This window comes from Terribacillus halophilus, from assembly GCF_900101385.1.
In the GTDB taxonomy this organism is placed as follows: Bacteria; Bacillota; Bacilli; order Bacillales; family Amphibacillaceae; genus Terribacillus; species Terribacillus halophilus.
Genome location: NZ_FMZB01000002.1, coordinates 16,001 through 38,914 on the forward strand (window position 1 = coordinate 16,001; position 22,914 = coordinate 38,914).

The 22,914-nt window shown below is 45.9% G+C and carries 22 protein-coding genes; 8 read left to right on the top strand and 14 right to left on the bottom strand.

The genetic code is table 11. The annotated features are described in order from the left end of the window. Positions 1–28: 28 nt before the first annotated feature. Together BLQ53_RS03355 and BLQ53_RS03360 are read right to left on the bottom strand one after the other, a co-directional pair. Complete coding sequence (locus BLQ53_RS03355; RefSeq protein WP_093725889.1) at positions 29–1,513, bottom strand: aldehyde dehydrogenase family protein; 1,485 nt, start codon at positions 1,511–1,513, stop codon at positions 29–31. Positions 1,514–1,675: 162 nt separating this feature from the next. Beyond that, positions 1,676–2,611, bottom strand: coding sequence for an alpha/beta hydrolase (locus BLQ53_RS03360; protein ID WP_093725890.1), 936 nt, complete (start codon positions 2,609–2,611; stop codon positions 1,676–1,678). A 111-nt stretch (positions 2,612–2,722) separates the two neighbouring features. Here BLQ53_RS03360 and BLQ53_RS03365 point away from each other — a divergent pair, with 111 nt between their 5' ends. After that, entirely contained in the window at positions 2,723–3,331 is a 609-nt protein-coding gene (locus BLQ53_RS03365; protein ID WP_093725891.1) for a TetR/AcrR family transcriptional regulator, read from the top strand. A 74-nt stretch (positions 3,332–3,405) separates the two neighbouring features. After that, positions 3,406–5,604 (top strand): MMPL family transporter, encoded by a 2,199-nt coding sequence (locus tag BLQ53_RS03370; protein WP_093725892.1) that lies wholly within the window; start codon positions 3,406–3,408, stop codon positions 5,602–5,604. Positions 5,605–5,719: 115 nt separating this feature from the next. On the opposite strand, the gene BLQ53_RS03375 is transcribed toward BLQ53_RS03370, so the two are convergent. Then, entirely contained in the window at positions 5,720–5,980 is a 261-nt protein-coding gene (locus tag BLQ53_RS03375) for a DUF3784 domain-containing protein (RefSeq protein ID WP_244499232.1), read from the bottom strand. Between the two features lie 198 nt (positions 5,981–6,178). On the opposite strand from BLQ53_RS03375, the gene BLQ53_RS03380 reads away from it, so the two are divergent. Continuing rightward, positions 6,179–7,111, top strand: coding sequence for an aldo/keto reductase (locus tag BLQ53_RS03380; protein WP_093725893.1), 933 nt, complete (start codon positions 6,179–6,181; stop codon positions 7,109–7,111). A 31-nt stretch (positions 7,112–7,142) separates the two neighbouring features. Here BLQ53_RS03380 and BLQ53_RS03385 read toward each other — a convergent pair whose 3' ends face one another. Continuing rightward, positions 7,143–8,189 carry a 2,3-butanediol dehydrogenase gene (locus BLQ53_RS03385; protein WP_093725894.1) on the bottom strand — a complete coding sequence of 349 codons (1,047 nt, stop codon included), beginning with the start codon at positions 8,187–8,189 and terminating at the stop codon, positions 7,143–7,145. Positions 8,190–8,312: 123 nt separating this feature from the next. Between BLQ53_RS03385 and BLQ53_RS03390 the strand changes: the two genes are divergently transcribed. After that, complete coding sequence (locus tag BLQ53_RS03390) at positions 8,313–9,275, top strand: LysR family transcriptional regulator (RefSeq protein ID WP_170829565.1); 963 nt, start codon at positions 8,313–8,315, stop codon at positions 9,273–9,275. 14 nt (positions 9,276–9,289) lie between these two features. Here the strand turns inward: BLQ53_RS03390 and BLQ53_RS03395 are convergent, their stop codons facing one another. The 4 genes from BLQ53_RS03395 to BLQ53_RS03410 all read right to left on the bottom strand — a co-directional run bounded on the left by BLQ53_RS03395 (position 9,290) and on the right by BLQ53_RS03410 (position 12,536). Further along, positions 9,290–10,057 carry an SDR family NAD(P)-dependent oxidoreductase gene (locus tag BLQ53_RS03395; RefSeq protein ID WP_093725896.1) on the bottom strand — a complete coding sequence of 256 codons (768 nt, stop codon included), beginning with the start codon at positions 10,055–10,057 and terminating at the stop codon, positions 9,290–9,292. 222 nt (positions 10,058–10,279) lie between these two features. Beyond that, positions 10,280–11,026, bottom strand: coding sequence for an amino acid ABC transporter ATP-binding protein (locus tag BLQ53_RS03400; protein WP_093725897.1), 747 nt, complete (start codon positions 11,024–11,026; stop codon positions 10,280–10,282). A 12-nt stretch (positions 11,027–11,038) separates the two neighbouring features. Next, positions 11,039–11,737 carry an amino acid ABC transporter permease gene (locus tag BLQ53_RS03405; RefSeq protein WP_093725898.1) on the bottom strand — a complete coding sequence of 233 codons (699 nt, stop codon included), beginning with the start codon at positions 11,735–11,737 and terminating at the stop codon, positions 11,039–11,041. Then, positions 11,724–12,536: an amino acid ABC transporter substrate-binding protein gene (locus BLQ53_RS03410; RefSeq protein ID WP_093725899.1), complete on the bottom strand. Its 813-nt coding sequence runs from the start codon at positions 12,534–12,536 to the stop codon at positions 11,724–11,726. Before BLQ53_RS03410 ends, BLQ53_RS03405 begins: the two co-directional genes overlap by 14 nt. Before the next feature lie 334 nt (positions 12,537–12,870). Here BLQ53_RS03410 and BLQ53_RS18835 point away from each other — a divergent pair, with 334 nt between their 5' ends. The 3 genes from BLQ53_RS18835 (at position 12,871) to garD (ending at position 16,041) form a co-directional block, all read left to right on the top strand. After that, complete coding sequence (locus tag BLQ53_RS18835; RefSeq protein ID WP_170829566.1) at positions 12,871–13,041, top strand: hypothetical protein; 171 nt, start codon at positions 12,871–12,873, stop codon at positions 13,039–13,041. After that, complete coding sequence (locus BLQ53_RS03415) at positions 13,038–14,396, top strand: MFS transporter (RefSeq protein WP_093725900.1); 1,359 nt, start codon at positions 13,038–13,040, stop codon at positions 14,394–14,396. Before BLQ53_RS18835 ends, BLQ53_RS03415 begins: the two co-directional genes overlap by 4 nt. 121 nt (positions 14,397–14,517) lie before the next feature. After that, positions 14,518–16,041, top strand: a complete 1,524-nt coding sequence (gene garD / locus BLQ53_RS03420; protein ID WP_093725901.1) for a galactarate dehydratase — start codon at positions 14,518–14,520, stop codon at positions 16,039–16,041. Between the two features lie 40 nt (positions 16,042–16,081). On the opposite strand, the gene BLQ53_RS03425 is transcribed toward garD, so the two are convergent. After that, positions 16,082–16,405 (bottom strand): AzlD domain-containing protein, encoded by a 324-nt coding sequence (locus BLQ53_RS03425; protein WP_093725902.1) that lies wholly within the window; start codon positions 16,403–16,405, stop codon positions 16,082–16,084. Beyond that, on the bottom strand, positions 16,402–17,130 hold the full coding sequence (locus BLQ53_RS03430) for an AzlC family ABC transporter permease (protein ID WP_093725903.1): 729 nt from the start codon (positions 17,128–17,130) through the stop codon (positions 16,402–16,404). The genes BLQ53_RS03425 and BLQ53_RS03430 overlap by 4 nt, the downstream gene beginning before the upstream one ends. Before the next feature lie 629 nt (positions 17,131–17,759). On the opposite strand from BLQ53_RS03430, the gene BLQ53_RS03435 reads away from it, so the two are divergent. After that, positions 17,760–18,113: a hypothetical protein gene (locus BLQ53_RS03435; RefSeq protein ID WP_093725904.1), complete on the top strand. Its 354-nt coding sequence runs from the start codon at positions 17,760–17,762 to the stop codon at positions 18,111–18,113. Here BLQ53_RS03435 and BLQ53_RS03440 read toward each other — a convergent pair. The 4 genes from BLQ53_RS03440 to purT form a co-directional block, all read right to left on the bottom strand. Then, positions 18,110–19,435 carry an MFS transporter gene (locus tag BLQ53_RS03440; protein ID WP_093725905.1) on the bottom strand — a complete coding sequence of 442 codons (1,326 nt, stop codon included), beginning with the start codon at positions 19,433–19,435 and terminating at the stop codon, positions 18,110–18,112. The two genes, BLQ53_RS03435 and BLQ53_RS03440, sit on opposite strands and share 4 nt — an antisense overlap. Before the next feature lie 419 nt (positions 19,436–19,854). Next, the gene (locus BLQ53_RS03445) at positions 19,855–21,243 is read right to left on the bottom strand and encodes a vWA domain-containing protein (RefSeq protein WP_093725906.1); all 1,389 of its coding nucleotides are present in this window, start codon (positions 21,241–21,243) and stop codon (positions 19,855–19,857) included. A gap of 66 nt (positions 21,244–21,309) precedes the next feature. After that, positions 21,310–21,657 carry an avidin-fold protein gene (locus tag BLQ53_RS03450; protein ID WP_093725907.1) on the bottom strand — a complete coding sequence of 116 codons (348 nt, stop codon included), beginning with the start codon at positions 21,655–21,657 and terminating at the stop codon, positions 21,310–21,312. Beyond that, complete coding sequence (gene purT / locus BLQ53_RS03455; RefSeq protein WP_093725908.1) at positions 21,654–22,817, bottom strand: phosphoribosylglycinamide formyltransferase 2; 1,164 nt, start codon at positions 22,815–22,817, stop codon at positions 21,654–21,656. The genes BLQ53_RS03450 and purT overlap by 4 nt, the downstream gene beginning before the upstream one ends. Positions 22,818–22,914 lie beyond the last annotated feature (97 nt).

Sequence of the window (22,914 nt, forward strand, 5' to 3'; positions counted from 1 at the left end):
GCCTGCGCACACAATGCGCAGGCTCTGTTTATTCCATCCCGATCCAAACACTCTTCACTTCGGTATAGTTATCCAAAGCATATGAACCCATTTCCCTGCCGATACCGGATTGTTTATATCCTCCGAATGGAGAAGCTGCATCGAATGCATTATAGCAGTTCACCCACACAGTGCCAGCTCGGAGACGGTTTGCAATATAATGTGCCTTTGTAACATCCTGCGTCCATACCCCTGCCGCAAGGCCGTATTCGCTTGCATTTGCGCGGTGAATCAACTCATCCAAATCATCATAAGGCATCGCCGAAATGACCGGGCCGAAGATTTCCTCTTTGGCAATCGTCATTTCATCACGTACATCGGCAAAGATTGTCGGCGAGACGAAATAGCCTTGCTCCTGCGGCTTGCTTCCCCCGGTGATGAGCTCTGCGCCTTCACTTCTTCCCTTCTCGATATAGCCAAGCACTCGATCCTGCTGCTCCAATGACACGAGCGGACCAATCTCTGTATCTGCATGAATACCAGCGCCCTGTTTGATTTTCTCTGCGTGGGATGCCATATCGGCAATCACGTTATCAAATTGCTTTTTCTGGATGAAGACACGTGATCCAGCACAGCAAACTTGTCCTTGGTTGAACATGACACCATTCAATGTACCAGGGATCGCCTTGGACAAGTCCGCATCCGGCAATACGATATTCGGTGACTTACCGCCAAGTTCCAATGTCACCCGCTTCAACGTTTGGGATGCACTTGCCATGATTTGTTTCCCGACACTTGTAGAGCCGGTGAAGGCTATTTTATCAACTTGAGGATGATCGACAAGCGGCTGCCCTGCTGTTTCGCCGAATCCAGGCACGATATTGAGAACGCCAGCCGGGAATCCTGCTTCCTCTGCCAATTCAGCTAAGTATAATGCGGATAATGGCGTCTGCTCAGCCGGCTTCAGTACCACCGTACAGCCAGTGGCCAGCGCCGCGCCTAACTTCCACATCGCCATCAAGAGCGGGAAATTCCACGGAATGATTTGCCCTACCACACCGAGTGCTTCATGTCTTGTATAGTTGAAATACGGACCATTGACAGGTATTGTCTGTCCGACGATTTTTGTCGACCAGCCTGCATAATAGCGCATATGTTCAATCGCCAGCGGAATATCCGCATTTGTCGTTTCCCTGATCGGTTTCCCGTTGTCCAGTGTTTCGAGCTGGGCCAGTGCATCTGCATGTTCTTCCATCAAGTCGGCCAGCTTGTACATGATACGGCTTCGTTCTGCTGCCGTCATGGTCGACCATGGGCCTGCATCAAAAGCTTGGCGGGCTGCTTTCACAGCACGATCGATATCTTCCGCTCCAGCTTCGTAAACCGTTGCCAGCACTTCTCCTGTAGCCGGGTTATACGACTCGAATGTCTTCTCCGTTGCACTTGCCACGAACTCTCCATTGATATACAGTTTCTTCGTTCCATTCAAAAAACGCTCCACTTTCTCATGCACACCTGCTGCTAATTGACTCATAGAAATCCTCCTCAGATTGTATTCTAGTTTTGTCTAAGCGTCGTGATGCAAGATGACAGTCCCAGGAACCGCTTACAACTGCTATGGTAGCACCTTAGCATCTTAGAAAGCAATTGGTAGCATAGAAGAATAGTCCGCTAATTTTCGACATAGAGAAAAGATTCAGCCGACAGGCTGGGCCTCCATTCCGATTTCTTCCAGAAATCGTTTTACCACTTGCTCATACTCCTGCTTGTTCTCAGCCAAAGACATTGCATGATCACCTTTTTCGAATAGGTGCAAGTGCTTGTACCCATTCCGTTTTTGCGCGTATAAATCCTTCGTCATTTGCACTGGAATATACGAATCTGGAAGACTGCTGATAAAGAATACAGGTTTTTCGATGTTGGCAACAGAATGTATCGGGGATACATCCCGGAAACGGTAGCCATCCAATTTCCGGACGATCCATTCAGCTGCCGGCAAAAACACCTGCCGGGGCAAATGGAATTGAACTTTGAGCCGATAAGCCACCTGTTCAGCAAAATCGCTGTAAGGACAGTCAGCGATATAAAAATCAGCACCATCCTCCACCGTTCCTGCATAAAGTAAAGCGGTTGCTGCTCCCATCGATTCGCCATGCACGCCCAATTTCAAGTCGTAATCATATCGTTCTTTCGTCCATTGGATCACCCGGGCAAGATCATGCCTTTCGTGGTAGCCATATGTGATACTGCTGCCATCGGAAAGTCCATGTCTCCGCTGATCATATAACACGACGTTAAAGCCAAGATCCAGGAATACGTTCATATATTTGATGGAATTATATTTATTGACAGCGACTCCATGCGAGATGACCATCACATGCCTGGAGTCTGGATTCCCTACATAATGTGTGCCATATATTTTCCCCTCATCGGAAGGCACATCGAACTCTTCCTTGCGCAGCGCATCATAAGCTGCTTTGTCGTAGCGCCCAGCCTCCACTTCACGTTTGATTGTCTCTTCCTCCGTGAAAGCTTTCATTTGACGCAGCTCCTTATTGACGAGCTGCGTCACAAGCAGCGCATATCCCCCGAATAAGCCCGCAGCTGCAAATAATATACCTTTCTTCCCCATATCACTACCCCCTTATTTGTATTATATTTTACAATAAGTGTATCAATTGTTGCTTTTCAAAATAAAATGAGTTAATTTATCAATTGATAAGTTATAAAAGAGGGCAGAGATATGGCGAGGAAAAAAGAAGTTTCCGCTGAACAGACACAGCGCAATATTATCGAGACAGCTGAGCGGCTTTTCATGACACACGGCTACCGGGCGATTTCCACTCGTCGCATCGCTGAGGAGTGCGGCATTACCCAGCCTGCTTTATATCATCATTTTCCGAATAAGCAGGCCATCTATTTAGAAGTTGTCCGTTCCATCATGATACAGACGGAAGAAGCGATGGCACATGTGCTGCAGGATCACGCTGACAGTAAAGATCGCATACGGCAAATAACCTATTTTATGATCATGAACCATCAAGGAGATATGACGCAGATGTTCCATGATCTGCAATATGAAATTGATGAGGAACACCGGGATACAATTCAAGAATGGTGGATGCGAAGTTATTTTAATCCTGTGATGCAGACGCTGACGGAAGGCATAGCGAAAGGCGACATCCTGTCAATTCCTTCTGCACCGCCGATGGAACTGACTTTTTTTGTCCTTGAAATGATGAAATCCTTCCTGCCTCCTTCCAAGCAGGAACATGAAGCACGTCGCAGTTTCGCAGACAAGAAATCAAAGATGCTTGTAGACATCCTTTTTGACGGAATCCGGAAAAAATAAAAGATTATACACATAATCTTTTATTTTTTGGGTATAACTTATCATCCGATAAATTAAATCAGGAGGAATCATTCATGCACAAATTAGGTACTTTCATAAGCGGCAAAGCCGGGCGGTGGGTCATTTTGGCTGCCTGGATTGTCATTGCACTCGTGTTAAACCTTACCTTGCCGCAGGCAAACTCACAGGAAGAGGAACAAGCCGAAACATTCTTGCATGATACAAACAGTGACGAAGCAGCCCGTATCATTGAGGAGGAATTCTCCGATAACAGCGGTCTGCCTGCTTTGCTGACCTGGTACCAAGAGAGCGGACTCTCGGAAGAAAATCTGCAATCGATTCAGCAGTTCAGCGCAGATTTGCAGGGTGCGGATATAGAAGCTGCCACCGTGACGCCATTCCAGGATATCCCGCTTCCATTGTTGAAGGAGCAGCTCTCGGATGACGGGACAACGCTCGTCATGCCGATTCTTTTTGATAACGGAACAGCTACGGATGCCGTGGAAGACGGCCTTGAAAAGATCCAATCAGCAGCAAGTGATGCCTTTGAACAGAATCCATTCGAACAAAGTCTGGACAGTGGTGACTTACTCGTTCGGACAACGGGTCCTGCCGGTATTTCTGTCGATGCTGTCGGACTCTTTTCGCAGGGTGATACCACACTTCTCTTTGCAACGGTGTTGATCGTGCTTATTTTCCTATTGGTCATCTATCGGTCTCCGATATTGGCATTGGTGCCTCTTATCGGTGTTGGCTTTGCTTATTTGGTCATCAGTCCGATTCTTGGTGCATTAGGAAAAGCCGAATTGATTTCATTTGATTCACAGGGGATCGCAATCATGACGGTATTGCTTTTTGGCGCAGGTACCGATTATTGCCTGTTCCTCATTACTCGCTTCCGGGAAAATCTTTGGGAGATAAAGAGCAAGAAAGCAGCTCTTGTCCGATCCCTCACGTCTGCAAGCGGCGCAATCGCAATGAGCGGGCTAACAGTCATCGTCGCCATGCTCGTCTTGCTCGTTGCGAACTACGGATCTATCAACCGATTCGCGATACCATTCGCGATTGCCATTTTCATCATGCTGCTTGCAAGCCTGACACTCGTACCGGCAATGCTTACGATCATCGGGCGTGTTTCCTTCTTTCCTTTCATTCCTAGAACAGAGGATATGCAGCAGCAGCGCGCGAAAGAAAAAGGAAAGCCTGTGCGCACGAAAAAACCACATAACAAAATTGGTAATGCTGTTGGCAGTCTTGTCACGAAGCACCCATGGAAGATTGCTATCATCACCATCGTCGTACTCGGTGTGCTGGCGGGTATTTCTTCCCGCATTACGTATACGTATGATACGCTGTCGTCTTTCCCGGATAACATGCCGTCTAAGGAAGGCTTCGACATCCTCACAGATCACGTGAATGCCGGTGAGCTTGCCCCGGTGTCTGTCATCACGGAAACGGATGATCCGGAAGCAGTCCGCACCGCTCTGGAGGATTTAGCTTATACAGCTGCTGTAATGGATCCCGAGCAAGCCGAATCGAATGAACAATTGGTCCGTATTCAGCTTGAATTGAATGAAAATCCTTATTCAAATGAAGCAATGGCTCACATTCCTGACATCAAGGAAACCGTAGCAAATACCACTGGTGATGCTGATAATGTCTGGATTGGCGGTCAGACTGCCGAACAATATGATACACAGCAAGTGACAAAGCATGATGAAAAATGGATCATCCCAATTGTCATCGGCTTCATTACCTTGCTATTGCTCACATATTTGCGGTCTGTGACAGCAACGATTTATTTGGTGGCAACCGTTCTGCTCTCCTTCTTCAGCGCATTGGGCCTAGGCTGGCTTATTCTGCACTACGGATTCGGTGTCGACGCAATTCAAGGCTTCATCCCGCTGTACGCATTCGTGTTCATCGTTGCGCTCGGGGAAGATTATAATATCTTCATGATTTCAAGCATTTGGAAACGTAGCAAAACGATGCCCCTTAAACAGGCAATTGCAGACGGTGTTGCCCATACTGGCGGCGTCATCACTTCTGCCGGTCTGATACTAGCAGCGACATTTGCCGTATTGACGACTTTGCCGATTCAAATACTCGTTCATTTCGGAACCATCACTGCTATAGGTGTACTGCTCGACACTTTCTTAGTCCGGCCATTCCTGGTGCCAGCCATAACGGCGATTCTTGGCAAATGGGCATTCTGGCCTTGGAAGAAACGCATTCAACAAACCGAACAAAATGAACAGAAGGCACAAGCTTGACTTGATATAGATGGATAACGAAAAGCGGCGTGTGAAATTGAAATACAATTTCACACGCCATTCTTTTTGAATCTGTTTTTTGTATTTGCGTACACCAATGTAAACAGTATAAGAGCTAACAGTAAATAAGACCGATCGTGGATAACACGTCGCTTTCAAACAGTGCACTCAGTACATATAGCAGCACGCTGAAGCTGAATCCATACATGATTTTCGCCATGAATTTGCACAATGCTACCTCATCGTATTGATCCTTATCACGGTCAGACATTGTGTTATAGCCTGCGAGCAAAAATGCTCCTTTACCTTTTGATAGGAAAATAGCAAAAATCAAAAATAGGATGAACATAACAAAACTAGCAATTGCTCCGCCCATATCAATCATCCCTCTCTATAAGTCCTCTCAGCAGGATACGATTATACATACGCCTTTATGAAGGATACGTTTCACCATACAGCACAGTATGCATGTTTAAATTCTGTTTCTCACCTCAAGTGCAAGCAAATCTTTTCCATATATGCACATGCATTTGCTAAAGTGAAGACAGACTAATAAAAAGGAGCTGAGCAAGAAATGACAGAACGCGTGCAATTAGGCAAGTCAGGATTATTTGTTAATCCAATCGGAGTCGGTACGAATGCGGTCGGAGGCCATAACCTCTATCCGAACCTAGATGAGGAACAAGGCAAAGAGGTTGTCCGCCAAGCGATCGAAAATGGGATGAATTTCTTTGATACAGCTTTTATTTACGGACCCGAACGATCTGAGGAGCTTGTCGGTCAAGTAATCAAGGAAAGCGGAAAACGCGACGACATCGTGATAGCAACGAAAGCTGCTCATAAGATCATCGATGGCGAAACGAAAATGGATAATTCACCAAAGTTCCTGAAAGATTCCGTTGAAAGTGCTTTGAAGCGCCTGCAAACGGATTATATCGACTTGTTCTACATTCATTTCCCGGATGAAGACACACCGAAAGCGGAGGCTGTAGGTGCCCTCAAGGAACTGAAAGACCAAGGCAAAGTCAAGAGCATCGGTGTTTCCAATTTTTCTATTGAACAGCTTAAAGAGGCGAATGTCGATGGCTACGTAGATGTGCTGCAATCGGAATATAATCTATTCAAACGCGGCGCGGAGAACGATTTGCTTCCTTATACAGCAGAAAACAATATCTCTTTCGTACCTTACTTCCCACTTGCCTCCGGCTTACTTGGCGGTAAATACGATGAGAATACGAAGTTCGATGATTTGCGGGCAAACGATCCACTGTTTCAGGGGGAAGCTTTCAAACAGAATCTCCGAAAAGTAGATCAGCTGCGGGATATCGCTGCCAAAAAAGAAGCTGAGGTTGCTCATGTCGTGCTCGCTTGGTACCTGACTCGCGACAGCATCGATGCCATCATCCCAGGAGCGAAACGTCCGGAACAAGTATTGAATAACCTGAAAACATTGGATGTCAAATTGACAGCTGAGGATATCGAAGCTATCGATAAGATTTTCCGATAAAATAAGCGGATGCGCTGGCATCCGCTTTTTCTTATTTTTGCTCGGATTGAACAAGGATTTTCACTTGGTTCTTTTCTTTGATCAAGCTTTCGAAGCCTTCTTCCACTACTTCATCAAGCTTGATTTTCTTCGTTACTAGCTTTTCAGCAGGGAAATAGCCGTTTTCCATCAAGGATAGCACCTGAGGGAAAACATCACGATAGCCTATGATGCCTTTTACAGAACGTTCTTGGATAACGATGTCATTCGGCATAATTTCAGCTGGTTTCTCCCAGATGCTGACGATCATCGTTTCACCGCCGATATCGGTAGACTGGATTGCCTGACGCAAAACAACTGGTACGCCTGTCACCTCAAAGGCGACTTCCACACCGCCATCAGTCAACCTTCTGATTTCCTCCACTGTATCATCCACCTTGCTTGGATCCACAACGATGGCACCCAGCTCTTCTGCTTTTGCCTGACGTTCCGGTGACAGCTCAACTGCGTAAATTTCGGTAGCTCCTGCAGCTTTCAATGCTTCAATGACTAGCAGGCCGATCGGTCCACAACCGAAGACAGCCACTTTATCTCCAGCTTTCACTTTACTGGAACGTACTGCGTATAATGCAACGGCGGACGGTTCCACCAGCGCGCCTTGCTCATAACTTAAAGAATCCGGAAGCTTGAACAGTAGCTCTTCATCGACAGCTACATATTCACTCAGGCCGCCGCCACCTCCGGCAAGGCCGAGGAAGCCCATTTGCTTGTCCAAATTATATGCACCTTGGTGTCCATGTGTCGCAAAGATAGGTTCCACAACTACACGATCGCCAACCTGATAATCTTTCACCTCTGGTCCTACTTCGACTACTTCACCGGAGAATTCATGTCCCATTGTCACTGGCGCTACTTCTCCAGTCAGCGGATGCGGTTCACCGACGGGTATGAAAATCGGACCGCCAAGATACTCGTGCAAGTCACTTCCGCAAATGCCGCACCATTTCACTTTCATCTTCACCTGATTCGATTTGATGACAGGCTCATCGATCTCTTCCAATCTGACATCCTTCTGGTTATGCCAACGCAATGCTTTCATTTCTAACATCCCCTTTTAACAGCATTTCTTTCTTCATTTCTAGTATAATGCCGGTAAATGATATAATAAATTTCGGATTAATTAACTTAAATAAACGTTTGCTTAACTAAACGAGGGATGGACATGACAATTGAGCAATTGAAATATATCGTCGCCATTGCAAGGTCAGGTTCACTGAAAGCAGCCGCAGCCGAGCAGCATGTAACATTGCCGGCTTTGAGCCAGGCATTGACTAACCTGGAAAGGGAACTGAATATCAGCTTGTTCAACCGTTCCCGTACCGGTACGACGCCAACAGAAGAAGGCATGAAGCTTATCCGGCACGCAGAAGCTGTGTTGGAGAAGCTGCAGGAATTCACCGACGAAGCAGAATCATATACCGAATCCTTGAATGGTGAGCTTAAAATTGCCAGCTTTCCTGGACCGATGCAGATTCTCGTAGAATTATTCTCCGACTTTCGCACGCTTCATCCGAATATTAAAGCTTCACTGTTCGAGCACACATCCCAGCACATCATGAGGAAAGTGGCAGCGGAAGCAGTCGACATTGGGCTAGTCATCTATACGGAAAAAGAAGTACAAAAATATCGTAACCTCGTCTTCAAGAAACTGTTGGATGGGCATATGGTTACAGCTGTCAATAAACGACACCCGCTGGCCAAGGAAAAATTCATCACGGAAGATATGCTCATCAAACAGCCGATCGTCCTTTACAATGACGCTTATATCCAAGCATTCATGCGCCAGTTCAAGTCACTTCAATACGATATCTTGTTCACTACCAATAATGTACAAACAATCCGGAACATGGTAGAAAATGAGACAGCTATCAATATTGGATTTGATTACGCCTTCCGCACAGATGCAGAACTATCGAGAAGCAAAGACATCACGCTGCTCCATTTTGCACCGCCGTTTTATCAAACCTACGCCTTCGGCTATGTTTTTCACGGGAACAATACACTCTCCCGTGTTGCCAAAACCTTTTTACGTGCGTTGGAAGAGAAGATTCTCGCAAAAGAAGAATCACACGCTCAATCGGACTCCTCCTTATACACGCATATAAAAAACACGCCTGTCATGTGACGGGCGTGTTTTAATTAAGCGGAAGTTGTACCTTGTCCGCCATCGATCCGGTAATAAGAACCGGTAATGAATGAAGCTTTTTCCGAAGAAAGGAACAGCATCAAATCAGCAATCTCTTCTGCTGTCGCGTAGCGATTCATTGGCACGCTCGCTTCAAAGCCTTTTCTTGCTTCTTCTTCATGTCCTTTTGCTGCATTCGTTTCGATTGAACGCATCATTGCCGTATCTACACCAGATGGTGCAACAGCATTCACACGGACACCATAGTCAGCCACTTCCAATGCAGCTGTCTTGTTGATTCCAATAAGCGCATGCTTCGAGGCGATATAAGCGCTCATACCCGGTGCGCCAAGCAATCCGCCGTTGGAAGCTGTGTTCACGACAGCACCACTTTTCTGTTCTGTCATCACTTTCAATACATGTTTCAAACCGAGGAAAGCACCTACTACATTGACAGCTAGTACCTTCTCCAAGTTTTCCACAGAAGAATCCACAATATTCGCAAATTCTCCATTGATACCAGCGTTATTGACGAACACATCGATACGGCCAAAATGTTCTGTTGTCTTTTGTACATAATTTACTACATCTTCTTCTTTTCCAACGTTGGCCGATAGCAGTAATTTTTCTGCATCGATGGATGCTGCAGCAGTTTCCAATGCTTCTTGAGAAAGATCCACCAAAGCTAGCTTTGCTCCTTCAGCTGCGAATTTCTTAGCAGCCGCAATCCCGATTCCGCCCGCCGCTCCAGTAATAAGTACCACTTTATCTTTGAATTCCATCTCTTAAGTCCCCTCTCAGAATATGTACTATCACACTTAGTATCGGTAACTATATTACTATTTTCAATCAGAAAGCATAAAAAAGAAATAAAGAAACTGGAACGCCTATAGGGAGATGGAAAACGCCCGCAAATAAAAAAACCGAACTTCAGGGTAAAATTGATTTGATTTGCCCTGAAGTTCGGTTTTTCAATTAACTAAATTCCTTTTGTCCCACGCTCTTTACTCTGTTGGATTCAATATTCGATGCAGGAAGCGCTGCGTACGCTCTTCTTTTGGATTCGAAAGCACTTCTGCCGGCGGTCCTTGCTCTACAATGACACCGCCATCGATGAAGATGATCTTATCCGCGATTTCCTGAGCGAATTTGATTTCATGCGTGACGACTACCATTGTCCAGCCTTCATTTGCCAAATCACGCATGACACGGAGCACTTCTCCGATCAGTTCCGGATCAAGCGCGGAAGTAGGTTCATCAAACAGCATGAGCTCCGGCTTGATTGCAAGCGCCCGGGCAATGCCTACCCGCTGCTGCTGTCCGCCTGATAACTGATAAGGATAGAGGTCTTTTTTGTCCTTCAACCCTACTTTATCAAGCAATTCGATTGCTTCTGCACGTACAGTCTGTTTGTCTCGTTTCTGAACCTGTACAGGTCCTTCCATGACATTTTCCAGCACAGTACGATGCGGGAATAGATTATAAGATTGAAACACCATGCCTGATTTGCGGCGCAGTTTAATCAATTCCTGCTGTTTGACCTTTTCGCTGAAATCCACTTGATGATCTTCAAAGCCAACAATACCCTCATCCGGAATCTCCAATGCATTCAAACAGCGCAGCAAGGTGGTCTTTCCGGAACCTGATGGCCCAAGGATCGCAATCACCTTACCTTTATCCACTTGCATATCGATGGATTTCAATACTGTATTGGTACCGAATGTCTTCTTTAAACCTTTCACTGCTAGCATAGCTACCCCTCCTTATCTTGCTGTGTAGCGGTCCAATCTACGTTCGAGCTGGTGCTGAGCCAGCGACAGGACGAAACAGATAATCCAATAAATGAAGGCAGCCAAAATGTAAATATAGACGATTTGATCTAAGTTCGTCGCACCGATTTGCTGTGATTTTCGGAATAGCTCGGTTACGAGAATCTGCGATGCCAATGATGTTTCCTTCACCAAACTGATAAAGCTGTTAGACAAAGGCGGTACAGAAACTCGTAACGCCTGCGGCAAAATGACGCGGAATAGCGTTTTCCGATAAGTCATCCCTATAGTAAAACCTGCTTCCCATTGCCCTTTTGGAACGGATAGGATGGATGCTCGGATGATTTCCGACGCATAGGCCCCAACATTCAAGGAAAAGGCAATGATGGCTGTCGGATACGGATCGATCATGATATTTAATTCCGGCAGCAAGTAAAAAATGATGAACAGCTGAACAAGCAGCGGTGTACCACGGATGGCAGAAACATAAACAGTAAAAATCCATCGCAAAGGCTTGATATTGGAAATCCTCACCAATGCCGTGATGAGTGCGATGATGATACCGAAAAAGAATGAAATAAGAGTCAAGGGGATCGTAACTTTGATCCCCTCGATCAGTATCGGCCAGAATGACTGCTGCAACAGCTCCCAAGGGATGACAATCCCGCCGAGTACCATATTACTTGTTAACATCTTCGCCAAACCATTTCGTGGAGATTTCCGCTAATGTACCATCTTCGCGCATCTCATCAAGTGCTTTGTTGAACTCATCCACGATTTCACCGCTATCCTTACGGAATGTGAAGTATGTCTCAGATGGTTCACCAGTCTCGAAAGCGATTTTCACTGGAGCATTTTTATCTGTATTGTTCAAATAGTCAAGGACGGCAAGTTTATCATTGAATGTAAGATCGACACGACCTTGTTCAATCAGCTGAATGGATTGCGCCAAGCCTTCCACACCTTCGATTTGTGCACCAGCATCTTCTGCAAGTGCATTATAGTTACTTGTCAGGGACTGCGCTGATGTCTTGCCTTCGACATCCTCGACCGATTTGATATCGTTGTTATCTGCAGCTGTTACGACAACAGACTGGGATTTGGTATAAGGATCAGAGAAGTCGTATTGGCCTTCCCGTTCGTTATTCTCCCCTTTACCTACTTGGTTTGCAATGACGTCGAACCGCGCACTGTTCAAACCAGAAAACATCGAGTCCCATTGGGTTTCTTCGAATTTTACATCAAGTCCCAAATGCTTGCCGACTTCCTTCATCACTTCCACATCGTAGCCGGTAAGTTCCCCGCTATCATCGTGGAAGGTGAATGGAGCATAAGTACCTTCCGTTCCCACTGTAATTTCGCCTTTATCTTGAACTTCTTGCCAAAGATCGGAATTATCGCCGGAATCGGAAGCAGAATCATTTCCGTTGCCGCAAGCAGCAAGAACAGCAAATATTGACATAAATAGTAGACCTAATAGTGCTTTTTTCATGTACCAAACCCACTTTTCTATATTTTTTAACTCCAACAGTTTAAGCCCAACATTAGTAAATGTAAAGAAATAAGTCTGAGTGATCTAATCAGGATTAAATCACTTGGCATCGCTTATTATAAACGAAATTACATGGAGTCATTCAATACCTGGGAACACACACCTATTTCTTTGATCTACTATCACCTTACCTACCGCATCGATACATGGACCCTTTTTCATGGAGGCAAATGGAAATCATCAAAGCCATTCTTATTATATGCAGCTTCGTTATGTGTAAAGACTGCGCGGAGTGGTCACATTAACAGCAGAGAGCAATTGGGAGGTAACGGAAATGAGCAATAGAGCAATCGATTTTAAAAAGACAGCATTGGTGCCTATCATTGAACAAGTGGATATCGAGCTATCAGATCATGCAGTGACAAGCATTTTGGAAAAAGTCCATAAAGCCCCCTACAAATTCATCTTCCCTCGGATCGGCTGGATCCTCGGTATGACAGGATGAACAAAAAACAACGCGGCCTTTTTCTGACAGCCATCGCAACAGGGACAATGCTGAATCCACTGAATTCCTCCATGATTTCATTGGCTCTACATGCCATCCAGCATGAATTTTCGCTTAGTTTTGCTACGGTTTCCTGGCTTATCTCCACCTACTATTTAGCCAGTGCCATCGTCGTTCCGATTGCCGGTAAAGTCGGGGATTTGATCGGGCGGCGTAAAATGCTGTTAGTCGGCCTGCTGCTTGTAGCAGTTTCCGCTATCGGCGCGCCATTCGCTGGCACATTTCTGGTTTTACTGGGGATGCGGCTTTTTCAGGCTGTTGGCAGCAGCTCCATTTATCCCGCTGGTATGGCACTTGTGCGGACACATATCCATGAAAAACAAGCATCGGCACTTGCTATACTTTCGATTTTCACTTCTTCCATGTCTGCATTCGGCCCGACCGCAGGTGGATTTTTGATTGACTTTTCGGGATGGCCAGCCATCTTTACAGTGAATGCACCATTCATCGTGCTAAGTTTTTTGCTGACATGGTTCGCAGTCCCTAAAGATCCAAAAACCAACCATTATACTTTTCGGGAGTTCTGGAAGCAGCTCGACAGCATTGGCATAGTGTTGTTTGCTGTCGGCATGAGCTTTCTATTGTATTTCCTTTTGTCTTTCGAGCACGGCATCCACTATATCCAATTAGGAATAGGAATCATTTTTTTGGCGGCTTTCATCTACCGCGAACTGCATGCGGATCACCCTTTCATCGATGTGCGCCTATTGCAGAGCAACAAAAGACTGACACTTGTCTACATCCAGTTCATCTTATTGAATATTTTTAACTACAGCCTCTTCTTCGGTTTGCCGAGCTTCTTTCAGGACGCTTTGCATTACAGTTTAAAAACAAGCGGCCTGATGATGATTTTCCTTTCCGGAGCAAGTACACTTATATCGTTTCTGATGGGACGCTGGATCGACCGTTCTGGTACAAGTACCCCTACGATAGTCGGAGCTGTACTTATGATTGGCGGTACTTGGGCCCTAGCAATCTTATCGGATCATCTGACGCTCGCCAATATCGGTGTCATCCTCATTTTTCTGGGAATCAGTTACGGCATCGGCAATGTTACCCTGCAAGCATCGATGCTGAATGTATCTCCTGAAAATATCGTCGGAACAAGTTCGGGTCTTTTTCAGACTTGCAGATATCTTGGGTCCATCTTATCGTCTGTTGTCCTGGCGATTGTCTTCGGTGCTGACCTTTCACTTCTTGGTTTCCGGACATTGATGATTGTCCTTTCCATCACCGGTTTGGCTTTCTTGCTGACAGCGTTCTATTCAAAACGATTGGAAAAAGCAGCGGTATGATTTTCCGCTGCTTCTTCTTATTGACAACACTCTCAATTGGTCATACAATTAAACAAAATAACAATTGACTTATTCTTTTTTATTGCTTTCAATTGAAATCGCTTACAAAGGAGGAGTATAAATGAAATCTACGACGAACCCTTATTTTGTCAAGGTACATGAGCAGGACAACGTAGCAATTGCTGTGACTGATGGCGGTCTTGCCGCCGGCACTGTCTTAACAGATGGCATTGTTGCCCAAGAACCTATTCCTCAAGGTCATAAACTTTCCCTTCATCCCATTCAGACAGGCGAACCTATTATCCGTTATGGTGAAGTGATCGGTCATGCTACAACTGACATCCCTACCGGAAGCTGGGTCCAGGAACGTCATTTGCTCATGCCGACACCACCGCCGCTTGACGAACTCTCTCTATCACCGTCTCCCGCTGCCCCTATGCCGCCGTTGGATGGTTATACGTTCGAAGGCTTCCGCAATCCAGATGGTTCAGCCGGAACCAAAAACATACTCGGAATCATCACCAGTGTCCAATGTGTCGTCGGCGTAATGGACCATGCAGTCAAGCGTTTAAAGCAAGAAATCCTGCCAAACTATCCAAATGTGGATGATATCATCGGACTTCACCATACCTACGGCTGCGGTGTTGCCATCCAAGCACCGGAAGCTATCATTCCCATTCGCACTGTTGAAAATTTGGCCCGCCATCCCAACTTCGGCGGGGAGACGTTGATCATCGGCCTTGGCTGTGAAAAACTCGTTCCTTCACGCGTAAACCCAAGCGGGAACGACAGCGATATCATCATGCTGCAGGATCAGCAAGGATTTCATGCGATGGTTAATAAAATCATCGAAAAAGCGGAAGCAAAGCTTGCCAAACTGAATGAAAGGAAACGAGAAACCTGCCCCGTCTCGGAACTTGTCATTGGCACGCAATGCGGCGGAAGTGATGCGTTTTCAGGTGTCACCGCGAACCCCGCCGTCGGTTACGCATCGGACTTGCTTGTCCGTGCTGGGGCTACTGTGATGTTTTCCGAAGTGACCGAAGTCCGGGATAGCATCCATTTGCTTACACCGCGTGCAGCCAGCAAGGAAATCGCTGAGAAGTTAGTACGGGAAATGGATTGGTATGATCGCTACTTAGCTTCCGGTCAGGCAGACCGGAGTGCCAATCCATCACCGGGTAACAAGAAGGGCGGCTTATCCAATGTAGTAGAAAAGGCATTGGGCTCTGTCGCCAAGTCGGGACAAAGCACAATCATGGATGTGCTTTCTCCGGGAGAACGCGCCGAAACAAAAGGACTTCTATTCGCCGCAACTCCTGCCAGTGACTTTGTCTGCGGTACACTGCAGCTTGCTTCCGGTATTCATCTGCAGTTGTTCACAACCGGACGCGGCACCCCATACAGTCTGGCAATGGCACCGGTTATCAAAGTATCGACGCGCACCGCCCTGCAGCAGCAATGGAAAGACTTGATCGATATCAATGCTGGTACAATCGCTACTGGAGAAGCGACATTGGAAGAGGTCGGCTGGGAAATATTCCATTTCATACTCGATGTAGCAAGTGGCAGGAAGAAGACCTGGGCCGACCACTGGGGTACCCATAACGATATTGCCCTCTTTAACCCGGCTCCTGTTACTTAAAAGTACGAAATCCCGATGCAGATAGCATCGGGATTTTTAGTCAGCCCGTGAAAAATCGCAATGCAGCCATCAGCACAACACCGACTACGACCGTAAACAGCAGACTCTTTGTCCAAAATGCAAATAAGATGGTAGGAATCAGAATCATGATGGCTTGCCAATCAAAAGATAACGGTCCGTTCTCGCCCAGCACACTGGAGACGACAAGCGCAGTCAGGATGCATATAGGGATATAAGATAGCCATTTCATAATGACCACCGGTAATTTTAAATTCCTTATTATTAAAAATGGCAAGATTCGCGGCAGGATTGTCACCGCCGAACAAGCAGCAATAAGCAGCAGCATGGATAAAGAAACGCTCATTTCTCTGTCACCACCCCGATCGTCGCTCCTATGATCGTCGCCAGCAGCACTGCTATATGAGAACTGACAACGAAAGAAAAGCCGATCATCAATAAGACAACACATACGATCAATCGAAGATAATGCTTTATCTTTGCCGATTCAATCGCATCGAGCTGCAACACGAGCAGCGCAATGAACATGGCAGGCAGTGCAAAATCCAGCCCGAATACTTCTGGATCGGATAACCAGTTCCCGAATATTGCACCTGCAGCACAGGAGGCGATCCAGCATAAGTAAGCGGTGATGTTCAATCCATTCATCCAGCTTGCACTCATCTGTTGCTTTTGCTGAAGCTTGCCAGAGGCAACACCAAAAGTTTCATCTGTCAGCAGAATACCGATGCCGATGTTCCGCCAGACAGAAAACTGTGTAAAATGCGGTGCCAAGGTCGCACTCATTAAAAAATGACGTAGATTCACAATGAAAGTCGTCAAAATGATTGCAGCAGCCGGGCTCCCATCCAAGACCAACGCAGCAAAAATAAACTGGGCTGATCCAGCATATACCAGCACTGCCAGCAGCACTACCTCCAATGCGCTGATTCCCGCTGCAACTCCGACCACGCCGGCAGCAACCCCGATGCTGATATAACCAAGCAATGTGGGGATACAATCCTTTACACCCTGCCTAAAAGACTTATCGCTTTTTTCCTCTGCTTCAATCGATTCATGCACATTCGCCATTCTACTCCCACCCTCAAACATCACTTCTTTTGGTAGCTAGTATAGCAGAGACCAGGGCATATCGGGAGCAGCACAAGGTGAAGGAGTGAATTTATATCGGTAAGTCTCTTTCTGTTGGATAAATGATTACTATCTCCAACTCTAAAAAAGATCTTACTTGTAATGAAGGGGATTTTATATCTAAATGATATCGAAGTTATAGTTTTTAAAGGCTAAAGGGATTTCACCAGCAAAAACAGTCCTTAAAGGAAGCGTTGCCACGGGGGTTTCATCGCCAATACGATAATTTAATTCAGGGGATCGGCTGCGTAACGCTCCTCTTCAAAACAACAGCTGAGTATAAATGAAAAAGCTCGGGTACAGTAGGCTATAGAAGAACTTTATACCCTTGTACGAACAACCCATAATTTGGGTAAATAAGCAAATGAACCTTGTTTTATGAATTAAAGAATAGCATGACAGCAGGCTTTATATTATGAGAAAAAAAGGTCTAGTATAATACTCACACGTGTCTATCATTTGAATTAAACTGAACAAGCGCAAAGAGGTAAAATGGTTAATTGACATAAATCGGCAAAGCTAGTACGCTTAAGTCCCGATAAGGAATGAAGTTTGGGGAGTAATTCAGTATGTACAAATTTGAAGTTGATGACAAAGAGAAAGTGCTTCGCATCACGGCCGAAGGGTTCTTCAAAAATAAGGAATCCACAGCATTCATGGAGACACTTTATGAAACATTCGGGTCTATCCAGGCCACTGAATATGACCTCATTGTTGATCTCATCCACTTGAATGTGATAAAGCAAGATTTGGTTTATCTAATCGCTGATGCTTTAAAGTTATATGACGAGCTCCAATTCCGTAACACCGTCATCGTCAATCCAATATCCATTTTAGCGAAAATACAGCTATTCAATATCGCAAGAAGTGTGCACTTCTCCGGCACCTTCGTAGATTCACTGGAAGAATGGCAGGCGCGTTAACGCACTGCCATCCTGTCCGGCGTCTTCTTTTTAGCCACATGTACGAGCAGACCAATGATTGTAAGTACAATCAGCGAGGTCAAGGCAACTCTGCTCGCCAAATCCCCAAAGTCTTTCAACATTAGTGTTATACTTCCATAAATCATCGGACCAATGATAGATGACACCTTTCCAGAGAACGCAAACAAACCGAAGAACTGCCCGCGCTTGTCAGCTGGAGATAAATCCACGATCAAAATCCTCGATGTGACCCATATTGATCCCAAAGCTATTCCAAAAAGACTCCCTGCAATCCAGAACATCCACTGGGCAGCAGCCAGCGCTCCAATCGTCAAAGCAATCACCATGATTAAGGCCACAAAAGAAAACGACCGATGCGCTCCTATTCTATTGGCTATCTGACCGAAGCAGAACGAACCTATGATTGCCGTAACCGTGGATACAAGATAGAGAATGATGAACTGCCCGGAACTGAACCCGACTACGGTGACGGCGTAGACACTCATGACGGCAATCGTTGTTGCGATTGCATCATTGACAAAGAAATAAGCGACCATAAACCGGAAAATGGATTGATGTTTCCGAATCTCCTTGAAGGTGCCGATGATTTCTTTATATCCTGATAAGAGACCAATACCCGACCGCTTCTGCATTGTTTTCTTTTCTCTCAAGAAAAAGAGGAGCGGAAGTGTAAACACAAGATAAAGAGCCGCGGTTGCGAGGAAGACATATTCATAGCCGTCATCCAGCAAGAAGTAGACCACCAATCCGACTAATGTCCCCATATAGCCTACGGCCACTCCGAAACCCGATAATGTCGACAAACGATCCCGCGGCACCAAGTCACTGATTTTCGCGTCATAGAATATGAGGCTGCTGTTATAGAAAAATTTCGCCAGGACAAACATCAGGACAGTCGCTACAAAAGGCACTGGAAGCCCCCACAGTATCCCATCTGTTTGCCACCCTGCAAACAGCCCCATCAAAATTGTACACAAAATAGAAATGGCAGCGAAACGGATGACGTAACGCTGTTTATAACCCGTTTGATCGATCCAGACCCCAAATAGAGGCGAGAAGATGACAAGAAAAAAACTAGCCAGTGCATTTGCATAAGAAATCAGTGCATTTCCAATCTGTTCCAATTCCGCGGTGGCACCGATTGTATCAGTTACATAGAATGGGAAAAAGACAGTTGTAATATTGGAAGAAAAGATTGTATTGGCAAAGTCATATAAAGCCCATGACAAAATCGGCAGGGAAAAAAGAAAGCCGTATCCTCTGCTTTGATCAGATGCCTGCTTCAAACGTTTGCTTTCCATAGGAAACCTCCTTTTTCTTCCACTATACCTTATGCGCATGTTTATGGACGTACCTTTACAAAAAAATTACAGTTATACATTTTTTGTCGAAAATCATTTTACACAAGCCAAGCCACTTTAAATGGCTTTATGCTGTTTTCCGTATTTCTTTTGTTAACATTGATAGCTGGAACTATCTCGATCATTGTCCAAAGACGTCGACGTTTATTCTCACTCCTTGCTATCCTGCTAATGCCTGTTTTATTTCTCAACAGCATCTATAACGCTCTTGTAACGATCAACCCGAACAACGGAATTAGAATACTATTTCATAAGTTGATCACACGTTCAGATCCCATTGCCATGCCGCATTGTACGTTTTGGTCAGCGCGATAAAAAAGACACGGTAACAACAGTTTCGTTGTTTCCCGTGTCTTGTATCAGGAAGCTTTCTCTTTCAGCTTCTTCATTTCTTCCACCCAAGCCTTCACTTCGGCTCTTATTTCTTCATCACGTTCATTTACGATATCTATTTTTTCTTTTTCCAAGTTGCTAAGCTCTTCTTTAGCTGCGGCAAAACGTTCTTGGATAAGCTGTGATACGGTCTCCTTCTTTTCTTCTGTGATGATTTGCTCCTCTACCAGTCTGGAAAGCGCGGCTTCATACCGTTCTTCTTCACTGTTCATGACATTCCCTACCTTATCAAGCACTTCCCGCTGCCGTTCATATTCATCGACTACTTCCCATGGATTCGGGGGTAAATTTACCGGTGCCCACGCCAGATCCAGGTCTGATGGGAGCCATTCATACTCCATTGTGGTTTGCAGATCTTCAGCACTATCAGCTGCGAAATATTCTCCTCTGCCTGCTTCCGCTACATCAGCAAGTTGACTTTCCGACTCCTCATCAACATCAAATCCAATAACGTTAACAATACCCGACTCATCCGATGCTGCTTGCTCGGCTGCTTTAACAGGATCACCGCCGCATGTATCTTTCCCATCGCTGACAATATAAATTGCGGTTTTACCCTCCAACGAACTGCTTTTTTCGGCTGCTGCTTCAATTGCCCCTGCCAGCGGTGTCCAGCCTTTCGCTTCGACAAGGTCTGCTGCTTCACTGAATTTCTGATTATCATAAGCACCAGAGGCATATATCTCTTCAATACCTGAACATGATACATTCTTATCTGCATCTGATTCAGATCCTTCATGACCATAGACAAACAAGGAAATATCACTTGAACTGCCTAATGTTTTTGCGAAACGCTTGACTGCGTCTTTGGCCACTTTCATTTTCTGCCTGCCATCCACATCAAGAAGCATACTGGAGCTTGCATCCAGCAAAATAATGGCGTTTTCAGCTTCAGATACGGCATCAGCATCTTGATCCGCTTTCGGTTGCGGCAGATACGGATCCTCGAAAGAAGGTTCCAAGTCTTCCGCTTCCTGAATTGTTTCTCCATAATGTGGACTCCCCAAAATGGCTATCAAAGCCTTATGCAGCGTTTCGGGATTATCGTCAGCCTCGACTGCTTCTCTCAAGGATGGAAGTGCTCTATCTACAATTTCGTCCGATACGTTACCCTCTGTTCCTTCTGTTTCAGCTTCTTTCGAAATATCAGCAGCCTCTTTTCCACCCTGCTGTTCTTTAAGCGTTAACAGGGATCCTTCCGTACTGACATTCTGTATCGTACTTCTATCCGCTGTTCCATCTGCTTCTTCCGTCGCCTCTTTCGCATCAGACTCTTTATCAACAACACTATTCGGACTGCATGCTGCCAATAGGATAAGCGAAACCAGAAGCAGGAAAATTGAAGTGTTTTTCAACCGAACTTCAACTCCATCCCTTTATTGCTATTCGTTTGAAAACCATCACCAGCTAAGTTTCCGTTTTCAAGGAGATTCTATCACTTGTTCGACAATGGACTGTCCAGCAGAATCATCATCGAACATCCATTGCCACTGCTCATGCAGCCGTATTCGCCCGTCAGCCAATATTTCCGGGACAGAAATACACTGCCCGCTCCGCAGCTCATACTGGTCATTGATATGATGATAACGGAAACGCAGCTTGCCGTCTGCTTCAACCAAACCGATCAGCCTTCCTTCCAGAATGGTACCGCCAGCATACTCTGCGGTGAGAATCTGTCCTTCCTGACGGTAATGGAAGATGGTTTCACTAGAGGTTTCTCCGTTGTCTGTATTCGTGATAGCGCGAAAAGTCAGGTTATCGTAATTCATCCCTGCCCCTCCACTGTGAGCCTATTTCTTGCCCGTTCCGCACGTTCTCTCGCTTCATTTACCGTATCAGCAGCAGATAAGGCTACAGCCACTCTGCGTCCTGCTGTTGTCACAGGTTTACGGAAGATACGAATTTGCGTTTGGGGCTCCTGGAATGCTTCCCGCATACCTGAAATACGGTAGGAATCGTAAGCATCGTCTGCCTTTAGTGGACTGGTTGCACCAGGTTGGACAAGCTTGATTTCCGTAATCGGCAATCCCAGGATCGCTCGCACGTGCAAGGCGAATTGTGACAGTTGCTGTGTCACCATCGTCACCATGCCGGTGTCATGCGGACGCGGTGATACTTCACTGAAATATACTTGATCCCCAGCAAGGAAAAGCTCTACTCCGAACAAACCGTAGCCGCCCAGCCCTGTTGTAATTCGTTCTGCTATTTCCTGTGCTTGCTCCAGCTGTGCCGCTGTTAGCTGGTGCGGCTGCCATGAAGCGACATAATCGCCGTTTTCCTGTTCATGCCCAATCGGTTCGCAGAAGAAAGTACCGTTTACCGCTCGGACTGTCAACAACGTGATTTCCGCATCGAATCGAATGAATTCCTCGACGATTACACGCGGTTTTTGAACCCTTCCGCCTTCCATGGCAATTTGCCAGCTCCGTTCCATATCCTCCTGGCTCCGGCAGATACTTTGTCCTTTTCCTGAAGAACTCATCAATGGTTTGATGACACACGGAAACCCAATTTTCTCCACTGCCTCCTGAAACGCTTCATATGTATCTGCAAAATGATAACTTGCAGTCGGGATATCCAATGTTTCCGCGGCAAATCGGCGGATCCCTTCACGATCCATCGTCAGCTGTGCCGCTTTTGCAGTCGGTACGACAAGATAGCCTTCCTTCTCCAGTTCAATTAATGCATCTGTAGCTATTGCTTCAATCTCGGGCACCAGAAAATCAGGTTTCTCCCATTCCACAATCTGTCTGAGCTTTTCATGATCAAGCATATCGATAACATAGCTGCGGTCGGCAACAGACATGGCCGGAGCGCCGTCATACCGATCTACTGCAATCGTCTCCACACCCAGTCGCTGGGCTTCGATGATAACCTCTTTACCAAGTTCTCCAGATCCGAGCAGCAGCAGTTTTTTCGTTTGAAACATCCAATCGCCTCCTAGGGTACAGTCAGTACATGGTTTTGCGCCATGATTCGGGTTTATCTGATAAACTTATGTTACCATGCCTGTCCAATTCAGGTAA